Raw genomic sequence first — 15139 nt, 5'->3', positions numbered from 1 at the left:
TCTGGCGCGCGCCGACGATAGTGATTGCGTCTTCCGGTGCAGAGGCCGGTTCAGCGCAGAAGCAACGCGGCCGAACGGAGTTCACCACGAAGACACGAAGGGCACGAAGGAAGAGTCCTGGTGGGTGCAGGCGTCCCTGCCTGCACGGCGGGCGAGCCGCCCGCCCTACCGAATCAGATGAAGGCCGCGGGAATCAGCGAGGGTGTCTTCGTCGGAGTCGGCGTGATCGTTGGTGTGGAGGTGGGCGTGCCCCCTGATCGAGTCGCCGTCGCCGTGACGGTTGGAGGCGACGCCGGAGGGGTGGGCGTCGGGGTACATATAGTCGGCGGCGTTCCGGTCGGGGCGTAGGCGGCCTTGTTGTTCGACTCGTCGCTCTCGTCGACTTCGTTGAGGGAATCGGCGAACACGTCGAGCCTGGGAAATTCGCTTCCGTGCGGGAACGTCATGCATGAGGAACCGCCGGCCGCGAGCCCGTTCACCGTCAAGACGGTCGAGACCGGAGGTCCGACCGAAACATGGAACGACCCGGCCGCGGCATTGCCAAAATTGGTGACGCACACCCGCACATCGCGCGGAAGAGCCAACCAATCACTGAACGAAACGATGCAACCGTAAAAGGAGAACAAGCCAACTTGGCTCGCCACGAGGTCGGGGCACGGTCCAGCGCACACCGGCGTTCGCAGCGGGGTGGCACCCGGCGTGTTGGTCACTTTGCCCGGAGGCGTCGGCGTAGTGGTCGCTTCGCACATGCAGCACGGGCCGCAGGTATCGCCCGGGCAGAACGCGAAGATGATCCCTGCGCAGGTAGGTGAAGGCGTCGGACCCTTCGGTGTCGGTGTCAACGTCGGGTTCGGGATACATTGGCCGCACGCCGAGGCGTAGCAGCCTTCACGAATTGTAGGACACGATTGGCAGTCATCGCTGTGATACGGCGTGCCGGTCGGAGCGCAGGTGGGCGTTGGAGTCGGCGAGTCCGTGGGCGCTGCGGTGTTGCTCGGCGTTGCGGATACGGTCGGGGTCGGCGCGCTCATCGTTGGCGACGCGGTCGGCAGTAACGTCGGCGAGGGCGTCGGCAGCGCACCGCTGCCACTGCCGCCGCAACCGACGAGGAGCGCGAATAGTGCGGTCGCAAGCACATGCCGCGAGCGCAGCAACCGGCTTCGGGAAATCCACGAAGCCGTCATGCAACTCCCATTGACGCGAGCGATATCTTGGTTGGTGTGGGAGTAGCCCGTGGCGTGGCGGGCGGCTGTACAGTCGGAGTGGGCTCGCGGATGCAGAGACAGTCGCCGAGCCCGAAAGGTCGGACCTGATTTGGCGGGCACTGCGGGCACGCGATGCATTCGCATCGGGTATCCGCCCCGCAGTCGGGGCTGCTGCTGGGATACGTACAGCTGGCGAAGGACCCAGCCGGGCACGGCGTACGGGTGTGCGTCACCGTGGCGGTGGGTGTCCTCGTTGACGTACCCATCGGCGTGCAAGTGATGCCGCCAAAACACGGGACTCCCAGTGTCACCGTTGGCGTTGGTGTTGCGGAGTGTGTCGGCCGCGTGGTGAACGTCGGCGTCGCCGTACAGGGTGCGTCGCCAACGCATGTTCGCGCGCGGAGATCGGCAATCGCGACATCGACGGGATAGTTTGGAAACGAAATCGTGCGCGCGACTGTGATCGTCTCCGTATCGATGACGGACACGGAGCGCGACGCCTCGTTCGCCACGTATGCCAGCGTCCCATCCGATGTGAGGGCGATCCCGCGCGGATAGATTCCCACACCAACGGAGCCGATGACGGACCCGGCCGACGGATCAATGATCGAGACAAATCCAACCGGGGCGTCCGTCACGTACACCCGTGCACTGTTTGCACTGACCGCGACACCCTGTGGCAACGCGACGCCGAAGTCGATCTTCGAGCCGATAGCGAAGCTGGTCGGGTCGACAAACGACAAGGCATCGGCGAACGGGTGGTGGGTGCTGACATAGAGCCGCGCGCCATCCGGTGACGCGGCCACAACACCACTGGGTAAACCGATCGAGTGGTCGGCCCGCCCGAGGGTTTCAACGTCCACCACGGACAAGCAGGTGGATCGCGAGTTCGTCACGTACACAGATGCGCCGCCCGGTGCGACCGCCAAACTACTCGGTTCACCGCCCACGGCGACGATGCCGCGAATAGCATTGCTTCCGACGTCAATCACATCGACGACCCCGGCGACCTCGCTGGCGACGTAGACGGTTCGCGCGTCGGGGCTGATCGCAATCCCGGCCGGCCACCGGTCGACGCGAATGTCGCGAATCACGCTGTTACTGGCTGTATCGATGACCGACACCAGATCATCGAGCGGACGCGTCACGTAGGCAAAGCGCCCATCTGGTGTAATCGCGATGTGGAACGGCGCGCGGCCGACGACGGTGTTGCGGACAATCGCGTTGGTCGCCAAGTCGATGACCGACACCGAGTCGCCACCGTAGTTGGTAACGTAGGCGAAACGGCCGATGAGCGGGGTCTGCGTGGGCGTCGGCGTTGGAGTGATCGACGGTCGTGGCGTCTTGCTCGGTGTCGGAGTGACGCTGGCCGTAGGCGATCGTGTCGGTCGCGGAGTCGACGACGGCGTCGGCGTTTGTGTCGGCCGGCGCGTGAACGACGGAGTCGATGTCGCGGTCGGCTTGCGTGTGTGCGTGATCGTGGGCGTCGTTGTCGGCGTCTGAGTCGGCTTGAGGGTGCGTGTCGCCGTCGGCGTCACGGTCACCGTGGCGGTACTGCTCGTGGTAGGCGAAGACGGCATGCTTTGAGAGACCACGAACGTCCGGCTGCCCACATCGATGTAGAGGCGAAAAGACTGTCCGTCGTTGAACCCGAGCGAGTAGCATACGACGCCATTGCCGCAGCCTTGTTCCAAGACGTATCCATACCGAACCCGAGCCTCCCAACAGCAATCCGCGGGGGCGATGACATTGGTACACGCAGATCCGCCTGTGCCTGGAACAGAAGCCATCTCAGGGTTCAGACCCGTCACGCACAACGCCGGTGTGTGCGTGGCGGTAGGCGTGGCTGTCGGTGTCGGAACCGTCGGTGTCGGAGTTGCCGTGGGGTTCTGGATACACTGTCCGCACCCGGAGGCGTAGCATCCCTCGCGAATTGTCGGGCACGGACGGCAGTCATCGCTGTGATACGGCGTGCCGGTCGGCGCGCAGGTTGACGTCGGAGTCGGCGTCGCACTCGGAGTGTTCGTCGCCTCACAGATGCAGCAGGCGTTGCCGATGCGCGAGCACGTCGTCACGCCGTCGGGACAGAATTGAAAAACGGTTTGGCTGCAGGTCGGCGACACGGTCGGCGTCATCGGAGTGATTGTGGGCGTAAACGTCGCGACCGGGGCGCGCGTGACGCTTCCGGGGTGCGTTTGCGTCGGCGTTGGGCTGGGTCCGAAGCCGCACGCGCACTTTCCCGGCGTTGCGCTGAGAAAGTAGCCGGGCGGACAGGGCGGGCAGACCAGACACGCGCACGCAGGAGGGCCACTGCACGCGCATCCACGGAATTGATCGGGCGGGCAGAGTGTCGGAGTACGGGTCGCTGTTATGGTTGAGGTGGCGTTGAGGGCGGCCGTTGCTGTAACGCTTCGCGTTGGTGTCGCCGTCGGTAGCGGTGTGCACGGCGTGCCCTGGTTCGCGAAGCAGGGGGTCAGTGTTTGTGTCGGCGTCGGTGTATCGGTTGGTGTCAGCGTCAGCGTCGGTGTGAGCGTCGGGGTACGTGTGCGCGTCGGCCGGTGGGTGAAGGTGGGCCTCGGGGTGCAAACGGCACCGCCGTCGCACGGGGTGGGCGAGCGGAGATCCGCAATGGCCACGTCGGCGGGATTGCTCAGCCCTTCGATGGTCGACGCCACGGTTCCGTGCACGGTGTCGAGCACGATCACTGTGCTCGCCGCTTGATCGGCCACGTACGCCAGCGCCGTGTCGGGTGTGAACGCGATGCCACGTAGGGCGTCGCCCGCCGCGATGGATTCTTTCAAGTGCAGGGTGTCCGGCTCGACGACCGAGACGGACCCGGACGGAACATCGGTGACAAAGACGGCCGTGCCGTCGGCCGTGACGCGCACGGCCGCGGGCTGCGCCGTGCCGAAGTCGACGTGATCGACAAACATCAACGCGGCGGTGTCGAATGACCAGAGGCTGCCGAGTTGAGCAGAGGTACTGCCGACGTAAGCGGTTGCGCCGTCGGGTGCCACGGCCACCGCGCCCGTTCGTGCTGACACTGGCAGCGAGCGTTGCAGCGTGAGCCGCTCGTCGAGATCGACGATGTGAAGCGTTGGTGTCTCGCGGTCGGTCACGTACAGGATGTCTCCGTCAGGTGCCACGGCGACGTCATCCGGTAGTCCCCCAACACAGACGGCCGCCTGCACTATTCCGGCCTGCACATTGATGGCTGCGACCGTTCCGAAGATCGATTCGCTGACGTATGCGGTGGCGCCGTCGGGGCTGATACCGATACCGCTCGGTCGGAACACGCGGACATTCGCGACCACTGAGTTGTTGAGCGTCGCGATGATGGTGACCAGATCGTCGAGTGGCCGCGTCACCAAGGCAAAGCGCCCGTCGGGCGTCGTCGCTACGCGGAACGGTGCGCGGCCGACCGTGACGTCGGTGACGATCGTGTTGGTCGCCGTATCGATCACGGTGACAGAGTCACCACCGTAGTTGGTGATGTACGCAAAGCGACCGACGAGTGGTGTCCGAGTGATCGTCGGTGTCGGCGCTGTCGGTGTGATGGTCGGCGTCGGCGCCGTTGCAGTTGGCGTGGGGGTCCGGGTGTTTGTCGCCCCACATAGGCAACATGGCCCGCAGCTCGTCGCACCGAGGCAGTCAGGGTGGACGGTCTCTACGCACGTTTGGAGGATCTCGATCGGCGGCTTGCACTCGCGGTTCCTGCAGAAGCCCGAACGGCCGCAGGCGGTGATGTGGTTCACGCCGTTGGGCTTCAGCGTGAGATCGAAGGCGAGTTGATGGTAGGAACTCGGTTGGTCGGAGACATAAGCTTGGTAGAAGCAAGCGGCTTCGCTGCACACGCTGATCGACGTATCCGGTGCGAACGCGGTGTAGGTGCCGGTGACGTGGATCTTCAACTCGTCCGTCGAGACTGGAAGCGGATCGAGGCGCGGTGCAATTGCTCCACAATCCGGCGTGCTCGTACTTGTGATCGTTGGCGTCGGCGTGGGTGTACGAGTCGCCTCACAGACGCAGCAGAGGTCGCCGTTGCGCGGGCACGTCGTCACTCCGTCGGGACAGAACTGGAAGACCGTTTGGCCGCAAGTCGGCGAAGGGGTCGGAGTGCTCGTGGGCGTCACGGCCGGAGTTGTGGGCGACGGAGTCGGGGTCAACGTTGGCAAGCTGGCAACCTGAGCGATTTCCAGAGGAGCCCCGTTCACATCGCGTCGGGTACACGCTTTCTGGACGGCGCCGCAGGAGTTGTACAAGCACACTTCCACGTGGTTGATCTGATTCGGCAGCAGCGTGCACGTGGCGCTGAAGCGGAGGTTGAACTCGCGGTCGACCTGGCACCTACCCTCACTCGAAATGATGATGGATCGGGCTCCGGTTAAGTGCGCGAATCCAGTGATGGTCTGCTGCAGAAGATCGGTGGGGGAGATCACTGGATCAACGAGCGGAGGCGCCGCCACTCCGCACGAGGTGAGGGTCGGTGTCTGCGAGGACGTGGGTGTCGGCGTAACGGTGGCCGTCGACGTAACCGAAGCTGTCGGTGTGCCGCTCGCGGTCGGTGACTGCGTCGGCGGGGGCGTTGGTGTTGCGGTCAGTTCTTTGGTGGCGGTTGGGACGAGCGTCGGGCTCGCGGTTGGATGCGCAGCGCCTTCGCTACTGCCGCCGCAGCCGATGAGGAGCACGGATAGTGCGCTCGCAATCAAGTGCCTCCTGCGCGGAAGCCGGAAAACTTGCAAGACTCTCATGCGACCTCTGGCGGCTGGGTTGGTGTGGGCGTTCGTGTGAATGTTGCGCTGGTCTGAAGTATGTCCAGCGGTGCGCCGTTGACGTCAGTGGTCGTGCACCGAGAGCAGACGAGCGGAAACACCTCTGTAATGCATGCGCGCACGTGGTTGAGCACGCCTGGCTGAAGCGGGACTTGGACCGCAAACCGATACCCCTGCGGGGGAACGCTCGGCAGACCGCTCGGACCGCAGCCTGCTTCACTGCAGATGGTCAAGTACGGCGCGAAGCCCGAAGCGTCGATGGTCCCTGCGACCCGTTGCGTCAACGCGTTGGTCGGCGATGTGACGGGATCAACATGAGGAGGGTTGCAGACCGCGGGTGGCGTAGGTTGCGGCCGAACATGCGTGCCGAGACTCGCCTCCGTGGGCCCGATCCCTTGAGCGCTCACGGTGGCGACGATGCCGGCCTCGTAGGAGTAGCGAAGGTAACGAAAAATGGCGCTCAGATGAATGTCGATGGTGGCGCTGGCGTTCGGATCGAGGTCGCCGAGTAAGCACGTCACGCTATCGTATCCGTTGCAACTTCCCTGGCTGGTCTCAACGGCGACTCGTGGGAACGATCCTTCCTCGTAGAATTCGATTTTGTCGATCATCGTCACATCGGCCAGACGGTCGGCGCTGCGGTTCATGACAACGATTCGGTAGTCCAGCTCAGAGTCGTCAAAGAGCCGGCTGTCGTCGGCACTGAGCTGCACTCGGAGATCGGTGCCGCACGACACCGACGCGCCGCCAAAGCACAGCGTCGCCGTTGCGGTGGGTGATGGGGTGGGCGTTGCCGTGGGGTTCGGGATGCACTGCCCGCACGCCGAGGCGTAGCATCCCTCGCGAATCGTCGGGCACGGTTGGCAGTGGTCGCTGGAGTAGGGCGTGCCTGTGGGTGCGCATGTCGGCGTCGGTGTCGGCTTGGCGATCAGTTCCACGCATACGCAGGCGCCGGGTGAAACGGGGTGTGGGCGGCACTCGCCCGGAACAGTGCCACCGAGCAAACACCGAGCGCCGCATGGGCAGCCATCGCCGGCCGTCGCGGTTGGTGCTGCTGTCGTGGCCGTCGGTGTCGCGCTCTCACTCCGCACCGGTGGGGTCATGATCGGTGTAGCGATCGATGTGAGACTGGGTCTCGGCGTCGGCTGCTCGCAGCGACAGCATCGGTTGTCACACACGAGCACCGCGCCTCCACACTCCGTTGGCTGTCGCGAAGGACAGCGCGCGACCGTGGCAGTCACGGTCGGTGACGCGGTCGGCATCGGAGTCAGCGACGGGGGTGGTGTTACAGACGCACTAGCGGTCGCCGTCGGCGCGTCGTGCCCTCCGCTAGCGCCGCCGCAGGCGGCGAGCGCCGCGAGCAGCGCGGCCATCGCGATCATTCGCGACATCCCTGCTCGATCTCGGCACAACCTGGCGAGGCGCATCCGCTCTCCTCCGCGACTCCCGCTGCCCATCCGCTTTCTGCGGCCAGAATATTCAGACTTATCTCGTTCGCTTCTAAAACAATTCCTGTTGTGCTGTCAAGCGCAAATGCCAATCGAGTAGTGCCTCGGTTTGAAGGCAACCGAAGTCGTCATTGCGAGGAACGGAGTGACGAAGCAATCTCGTTGCGTGGAGGCAGCCCTACTCGCGAGCGCGATACCCCGAGCATCGAGATTGCTTCGCCCTTGGGGCTCGCAATGACCGAGGCGTCTGGTCGCGGTGCAGACTTGAAACTGAGATTGTCGCCAATTGACGGACGCGTTGTTTGGGTCGAGTGCGGCTGCGGACTTACGCCCGCCGAGCGAATTCTCGCGGTGTGTTCGTCACCAGCGTATCGACGCCCGCCGCGCTGAGCTGCGCGAAGACATGCGCCGCGTTCGCCGTGTCGGCGTCGAGCGTCCACGCCAACACCTTGGTGCTGTGCGCGTGAAAGAAAGCGACGACGTCCACCCCGTCGTGTATCGCCCGCAGCAGCGTCGGGTAGTGCAGCATGACCTCGTCGAGTCGCGGCACTGTCGCCTGCAACGCCCCGAGCCGGACCATGACGTAGTCCCGCACCGGCATCATCGGCACGGTCGCGAGCGGATGATCGTCCCAGTATTCATACGCGCCGCGCTGGCGCGGGAACGGTACCTCGGTCGGGCGGTTCTCCCAATGATGAAAGTAGAGCAGTGGATCAAACCCCAATTGCAGTGACGGCGCGGCGGCGCGCAGCGCGCGCAGGTTCCAATCGATCATGCTGCCAACGATCACGCGCTCGCCGAGTGGCGCAACCAGATCCGCCACGCGCTGAATCTCGGCGGGCGTCAACGCGCCTTCGTCTTTGAGGTCCACTTGCAGCAACGCGCCGGAGTCGGCGATGCGCTGCACCGCCTGCGACAACGTCGGCAATGCCTCGGCGTGCACCTGCGCGGCGGTGAGCGCGCGCACGGAGCGGCCGTCGGCAAGCTGGCGATCGTGGGACAGCAACGCGTCGGCATCGGCGAGCAGCCGCACGTCGATCTCGATCCGCTGCGCACCGGCCGCCAGCGCCGCGTCGATACCGGCCACGGTGTTGGGCGGCTCGTGTCGGGTCGCGCGCGCCATGTGCCAGACGAGTTGCATGGCGCAGGATGCAGGGTTGGAAAGGCAAAAGTCAAAAGGCAAAAGACAGTAGGCAGTAGACAGTGGGCAGTAGGCAGAGACAAGAAACTACAAGGAAGACGTTCGGAAATTCCGGAGTTCATCGATGGTGGGGAGCGACGGGATCGCTCCCAGCTTCGTGCAGGCGAGGCTTCCCGCGACGACAGCGGCGCGCAGCGCTGCATCGTCCGACTCGCCGCGCCACAACGCGGCCGCCAGTGCGCCGACGAACGCGTCGCCGGCGGCGGTCGTGTCCACGACCGCGACGGGCGGTGCGGGAACGTGCCGCGGCGAATCGCCGGCAGTGAACACCGCGCCCTGTGCGCCCAATGTCACGACAACATGCGGGGTCAGTCGACCGAGCGCAGCCGCCGCAGCCATTGCCTCGTCGATCGAAGAGACCGGCTGCCTGAGCCGTTGCGCCGCCTCGATCTCGTTGACGATCAACCAGCTCACCGCGCGCCGGAGTTCGTCATCGAAAGACGCGGCCGGGGCAGCGTTCAGGATCACCGGAATACCGAGCGCAGTCGCGCGTGCGATTGCCGCCGCGTTGGTATCGAGCGGAATCTCGAGCTGCAAGACGAGTACGGCCGCTCGCTCCCAAACTGCGGCGGCGCTGTCGATGTCCGCGGGCGACAGACGCGCGTTCGCGCCCGACGCGACCGCAATCGAGTTTTGTCCGGCGGCGTCGATGACAATCTGTCCCGTCCCCGTCGCCGCATCGGCATCCGTTCGCACGTGCGTGATGTCGACGCCGGCGCGCGTGAGTTCCGCGCGCGCCATCGCGCCAAACATGTCGTCGCCGACGCGACCAATCATTGCAACCGGCGCGCCCATGCGCGCCGACGCCACCGCTTGGTTCGCGCCCTTGCCGCCCGCCGCGGTGTGAAACGTTCCGCCGATCACCGTCTCACCCGGTGCCGGGAGGCGCGGCACGCGCGTGACCAGATCGACGTTGAGACTGCCGATGACGAGAATTTGGCTGATGGCTGATGGCATATGGTCTACTGCTCGAAGTGCGCCTTCACTGAACGATCGGCCATCAGCCATCTGCCATCGGCAATCGGCGGTCATTCCAAACTCATCAACCGCTGTAGCAGAAACTCGACGAACGCCGGCGCATCGACGCGGGTGGCGACCTCGAACTCCAGCGCATTCGGTTCTTCCATGAGACGGAAGATCCCATCGACGATCGCCGGCCGCAACCGCAGTCGCTCCATGGTGACGAACGAACGCTCGAACACCACTGCCAGCGTCAAGGGATCGTGCAAGAACGCCACGGTGGTCGGATCGAAGGCTCGCGACTCGCCAAAGAACTGTGCATGAATAGGAGCCCACACATCGATGGCGTCACATACCGTTTGCACCAGCCGTGAACGCGAGGCGCGTAGACGCGCCAGCTCGGCGGTAGCGAAGAACACGCGAAAGGTCACGTCGAGCGGGACCAGCGTCGTCGGGATACCGGCGGCGAGCACCAACTGAGCGGCTTCGGCGTCGCTGCCGAGATTGTATTCGAGCTGCGGCACATCGAGCGCGCGGCCGATCGAGCCGCCCATCACGGTCAGGTGGGGAATCGCCGCGATCACCGCCGGCTCTTTCATGATCGCGACGGCGAGATTCGATAAGGGCCCGATCGTCACCACCTGCGGCCGTTCGCGCAGCACGGTGTCGATGAACAAATCGACACCGTGCACGGGCGATAGCGGCAGCGACTCGTCGTCACCGACGATCGCGCGCCCTTCATGCCCCAGCCACAGGAAGTTGCGCTGGCGGAGAATGGGTTCGCGCACGCCGGCGGCGATTGGAACGTTCGCGCGCTCACCGAGCGTGAAGAGTTTCTTCGCGATGCGCGCGCGCAGCGTAACATCGCCCGAAACAGTCGTCACCGCCCGCGCGTCGAGTTCCGGCGACGCCAGCAACAGCGCAATCGCAATCGCGTCGTCAACGTCGGTGCCGACATCGGTATCGAGCACGATGGGAATCGCAAGGGTGCTTCTGATCATCGTTGTTCCGCCTAGCACGCAGCGGCCCCCGAAATCGAGGCGAGCGAATTTAGAACGCGCCGGTTGACCTTGACCCTCGTACCGCAGCCACCTAGGGTCGCCCGGTGCCAACCTCGCGGGTTCGAGTTCTACTGGCCATGTTCGCGCTCTTGCTCGCACTCGATGGGGGCCGGTCGTGGTACGCGCGCTTCGCGTCGGCAAAGCCGCCGCAATCGCAATCGCCCGATCGCGCCGACGCGCGCGCGATCGCATGGCCGCCGGGAAGTGATTTGAAAGACGACGCGCCGATTGGCGCACGTGTTTACGCGCAACACTGCGCCGTGTGTCACGGACCCGACGGTCGCGGCGACGGCCCCGCCGCCGTCGCTCTTCATCCTCGCCCGCGCGATTTCACGGGCGGCGTCTTCAAACTCAAATCGACTGCGAGCAATGAGCCGCCGGCATTCGACGACGTGCGCGACGCGATCACACGCGGCATGCCGGGGAGCGCAATGCCGGAGTGGCAAGACATTCTATCGGCAGACGACGTCACCGCCGTTGCTGAATACGTGCGCGATCTCGGTCCGCATCGCGCATGGGGCAACCCGCCGCACGCGGCTGAGCCGTTGTTGGTGCCGGCGTCGGCCGATCCAGCTCTTCAAGGACGCGAACTCTATGGCGCGCTCAGCTGCGGCGCGTGTCACGGCATCCAAGGACGAGGCGACGGCGCGGCAGCGAGGGAATTGAAGGACACGTGGGGTCAGCCCGATCCGCCGCGCGATCTCAGTGCGCCGTGGACCTTCAGTGGTGGTGACAGCGCGGAGGCACTGTACGCGCGCATCGCCTTCGGTATGGGCGGCACCCCGATGCCGGGCTACGCGGAGGTTGCCGAGCCGGCGCAGATTGCCGCGGTCGTCGCCTATGTCCGCTCCCTCGCCCGCACCCCACCGTGGGAACCCAACGGCACGTTCGACGACGGCGTGCGCGCGCCGGATCCCGTGGTGCGCGGCGAGTACCTCGTCGAGAGCAGCATGTGCGGTCTCTGCCACAGTCCGGTCGACGCCGCCGGCATCACGCTCGCCACGCACTACCTCGCTGGCGGCATGAAGATCACCGCTGATGCGCACGGCGTGTTCTTCGCCGGCAACCTCACCTCCGACAACGACACTGGCCTCGGCAGCTGGACGGTCGAACAGATCGCGGATGCGATCCGCAGTGGGCACACGCGCGGGCGGCGGCTCAATTTGTGGAGCATGCCGTGGCAGATCTTCGGCACGCTTACTGATGCCGATGCTAACGCCATCGCCAGTTACCTGAAGACCGTACCGCCGGTGCGCAATCGTGTACCGGCGGCGCTACATTTTGGATTGCTCGAAACCGTGGCGCGCAAGCTGCGCGCGCCGCGGCCGGCAGCGATCCCCGAACGACTTACACGATCGCCCGGGAATTTCGGGGAGGAGGAGCCGTCAGCGACGATCGCGCTGGATTTGCCACTGCGAGTCATGGAGTGGCTGCAGGCCGTCATCCTCGTTGGCGGCCTCATTATGTTCGTCGCGGTGCGAGCGCCAAAGCACGGCCGGCGGCGACGGCGGCGCTGGCCGGCCGTTGCCTTCGCGCTGGTGGTGGTTGCGCTGGTTGGCATCGGCGTCACGATCGCACGTTTGCCCGCCCTCGATATGCTGTCGGCGGAGCCGCTGATACGCACCTTCAACGCGGCCCTGCCGATGCCAGTCGAGGCGAGCGTCTCCCGCAATACGGTCGCCGTGCTCCAGCGCGGACGCTATCTGTACGGTGTGGCCTCGTGCGCCTATTGCCACAGCAGCGACGGTAGCGGCGGCAAGAAGACCAGCGCAACAACATTCGGCACCATTTGGATGCCTAACCTCACGCCGCACGAGACCGGCGTGGGCGAGTGGTCCGACGTGGCGCTGTTGCGCGCACTGGTGAGCGGAGTCGGGCGCGAAGGCGCGGCCTTTCACTGGCAAGCGATGCCGTGGACGCAGTTCTCGAACTACAGCGTCGAGGATCAACACGCACTGCTCGCCTACCTGCGCGCGTTGCCACCGGTCGAGAACGGGATTCCGGCCGCGGTGTCACCAAAGCCCAACGACTGCGCCGCCTACACCTTTTGGGTACGCGACAGCGATGACACGCCGGGATGTCATTAGACGACGTGAGTAGACGACGTGAGTAGGCGACGTGACGAGACGAAGTCCGTCGGCGAAGTCGACAGCCAAAGGTCGACGGTTTAGAGTGCCCCGCAGCGGAACCCGAATGGCGAAACTCGATCGAGACGAATCTGTGCGCCGTGGCGAGGCGTTGCTAGATGAGTGGCACGTGGGCGCGGACGCCGACGCCGGCGCACTCCGCGCGCACGTCCATCGTGACCCCAGCGCCGATGTCGCCATCGCCGCCCGCCTGGGAGCGCAACCGCACGACGCGAGCGTCGCACTGCTGCACGAGATCGAAGTCCGCAGCGCGGACAAGCTCGTGCACAAGGAAGTGAAGCGCGCGCTCTATCGCCTCGAGCAACGCGGCATCGCGCGGCCCGCCGAGATCACGGCAGCGGCACCCGCCCCGCTGCTTGGCCCGCAGATCGAAGGCTATCTTTCCCCGATCGACGGGCGAGGCGATCAGTTGGTGTGGTTGGTGCGGCCGCTGCCCGGCGGCGGCATCGCCCACTTGCTCGCGGTCATCAACGACCCCGAGGGCATGCGCGACACCGCGCTCCATCACACCACGCGCAAAGCGCTGCGTAGCGCGCGGCAAGATCTGGAGACCAAGCACGAGATCCGCCTCGTCGACGCCGACTGGCGCTACTGTGATTTCTTGATGGACCGCGCCTTTCAGTGGGCGGGACAGCGCGGCACCGCCATCGAGGGTGACTACCCCGGCTTGCGGGCACAGTTGGTGCGCACGCCGGCGCCGGGTGATCTACCCGCATTGATCTGGTCCAAACTCGACGCCACGGCCATCGCTGCCGAACCCACGCTGCTCGCCACGTCACCCACGCTGCTCGAAGAGAAGGAATTTCGCACCTGGTTCTTCGACGTCGAGACGTTGAAGCCGTACCTCGACGAGATGCTACAGGTGAAGGACAGCCCCATCGTGCTCAGCCCGGCGCAACAGCAGGAGCGCTTCCGCACCACCATTGACCATGCGCTCGAAGAACTCTTCGGCGGCGAGCGGCAGGCGAGTTACGCGCGCCGGCTGCTGCTGATGGCGTACGTGTTCGCGGCCACGCAACGACTCGATGCGGCACGGCGCGCGTGCGCCGTCGCCGTCGCGCTTGAGCAGAGCACGCACGGCGGGCGCGACGTTCCACTGTGCGAACAACTCGTGCGCACCAGTCTCGCCGCCTTCCTTCAGATGGCCGCTGAACAAGAGCAGGAACAGGTGCGCTCATCGCTGATCATGACGCCGCAACAGGCGGCGGCACAGGCGGCCCAGCAACGGCGGCGCTAGCCGCCCGACGATGATCCTATCTCTTGCGTGCGTCGGACAACGGCGCGGCAGTTCCACGATACGAGCCGAGGCAGAATGCGCCGTAGAGCGCTGACGCCAGTTCCAGCAAGGCAATGACGGCCGCGCTGGCGATGAATTGCGAATGAGCGTCCGCCGTGCCGGTCGGCAAATGGCCGATGTTGTCCGGCGACACCATCACGTAGTGATGATACACGCCGAAGAGAAGGGCGCCGAGCATGGAGAAGAAGAACGTCCAGATGCCCAGCCACGCGTAGCGCGTCCAACTGAGCGCCGCCCCGACGATGGGGCCGACGAGGATCACGATGTAGACGAAAGCGTTCTTTGCGGGCGGCAACGCGATCGCGAGCTGATCGTGCGCGCCGCCGTGCCAGGCGGCCGCGGCGAAATGGATTGCCACAAGCCCCGTGAAAACCATCTTCATCAGGAGTTCCTCTCTCACGCTCCTCGCGCGCTCTCCCATCCCTCAAACCGGCCGGTCGCGCGTTCGACCTACTTGGAACACCGACAGCCGTCACACAGCAGGGAACTGCCGCGGTTCTCGGCCACGCACGCGTTCTTCGCCTTGAGACGGGCGTCAACATCGGAGAGCGCGTAGATGGTCCCGCTCCACGACAACGTTACGGCAGCCTGACCCAAGAAGTTCGGGGTCGGGGACAAGGCCGGACTCGTTGGCCCGCAGGAACATTTGAAGTATCCGAACTGGACCGGCGCGGCAGTCTGCGCCACAGCCATCCCAGCGAGCGCGAGTGTCAAGGTCAGCGTACAAGCGAGGCGCATCATCGCAGCTTCCTACCATACGATCAGGCTCAGAGCCTAGATCGCGCACTGTTGTAATCCCCGCTGTTCGCATTTGTGCGGCCGGCCGCGAACCAATGTGCGGTCAGCCCGAGGCTACCGTGGCATGTGGCTTGCCTCTCTTCCTTTCCAGATCGCTGTGGAGGGGAGAGTCAGATGCAATTGATCGCAACCGGGAAGTGGTCGAAGGCAAAGAAGCGGTGGATGATGGTGGTGGCCCTGAAGCGGCCCGCAGGCGTACCGTCGCTCCGGTCGGCGAGTAGCGCCAAGCGTCCGACTCGTCCCCCTCAGT

The 15139-nt window shown here is 65.2% G+C and carries 10 protein-coding genes; 2 read left to right on the top strand and 8 right to left on the bottom strand.

All coding sequences use genetic code 11. From position 1 onward, the window contains the following. Nucleotides 1–173: 173 nt before the first annotated feature. The 6 genes from HYR72_09025 to HYR72_09000 all read right to left on the bottom strand — a co-directional run bounded on the left by HYR72_09025 (nt 174) and on the right by HYR72_09000 (nt 10587). Nucleotides 174–1184 (bottom strand): hypothetical protein, encoded by a 1011-nt coding sequence (locus tag HYR72_09025; GenBank protein ID MBI1815107.1) that lies wholly within the window; start codon nt 1182–1184, stop codon nt 174–176. Next, the gene (locus HYR72_09020) at nt 1181–5914 is read right to left on the bottom strand and encodes a beta-propeller fold lactonase family protein (protein MBI1815106.1); all 4734 of its coding nucleotides are present in this window, start codon (nt 5912–5914) and stop codon (nt 1181–1183) included. The genes HYR72_09025 and HYR72_09020 overlap by 4 nt, the downstream gene beginning before the upstream one ends. A gap of 38 nt (nt 5915–5952) precedes the next feature. Next, entirely contained in the window at nt 5953–7368 is a 1416-nt protein-coding gene (locus tag HYR72_09015) for a hypothetical protein (protein MBI1815105.1), read from the bottom strand. A 382-nt stretch (nt 7369–7750) separates the two neighbouring features. Continuing rightward, on the bottom strand, nt 7751–8566 hold the full coding sequence (locus tag HYR72_09010) for a glycerophosphodiester phosphodiesterase (protein ID MBI1815104.1): 816 nt from the start codon (nt 8564–8566) through the stop codon (nt 7751–7753). Nucleotides 8567–8653: 87 nt separating this feature from the next. After that, a complete protein-coding gene (gene rbsK, locus HYR72_09005; GenBank protein ID MBI1815103.1) occupies nt 8654–9583 on the bottom strand; it encodes a ribokinase in 930 nt (309 codons plus the stop codon). Nucleotides 9584–9654: 71 nt separating this feature from the next. Next, nucleotides 9655–10587, bottom strand: a complete 933-nt coding sequence (locus tag HYR72_09000; GenBank protein ID MBI1815102.1) for a nucleoside hydrolase — start codon at nt 10585–10587, stop codon at nt 9655–9657. Nucleotides 10588–10724: 137 nt separating this feature from the next. On the opposite strand from HYR72_09000, the gene HYR72_08995 reads away from it, so the two are divergent. Together HYR72_08995 and HYR72_08990 are read left to right on the top strand one after the other, a co-directional pair. Then, a complete protein-coding gene (locus HYR72_08995; GenBank protein ID MBI1815101.1) occupies nt 10725–12734 on the top strand; it encodes a c-type cytochrome in 2010 nt (669 codons plus the stop codon). Between the two features lie 106 nt (nt 12735–12840). Then, nucleotides 12841–14031, top strand: a complete 1191-nt coding sequence (locus tag HYR72_08990; GenBank protein ID MBI1815100.1) for a hypothetical protein — start codon at nt 12841–12843, stop codon at nt 14029–14031. Between the two features lie 16 nt (nt 14032–14047). Here HYR72_08990 and HYR72_08985 read toward each other — a convergent pair whose 3' ends face one another. Next, complete coding sequence (locus HYR72_08985) at nt 14048–14473, bottom strand: hypothetical protein (GenBank protein MBI1815099.1); 426 nt, start codon at nt 14471–14473, stop codon at nt 14048–14050. Nucleotides 14474–14541: 68 nt separating this feature from the next. After that, the gene (locus HYR72_08980) at nt 14542–14832 is read right to left on the bottom strand and encodes a hypothetical protein (protein ID MBI1815098.1); all 291 of its coding nucleotides are present in this window, start codon (nt 14830–14832) and stop codon (nt 14542–14544) included. Nucleotides 14833–15139: the final 307 nt, after the last annotated feature.

The sequence above is a fragment of the Deltaproteobacteria bacterium genome (genome assembly GCA_016178705.1).
Taxonomy (GTDB): domain Bacteria; phylum Desulfobacterota; class Binatia; order HRBIN30; family JACQVA1; genus JACOST01.
Note: the sequence above shows the minus strand (reverse complement) of the source record. Positions and strands in the feature narration are given on the sequence as shown.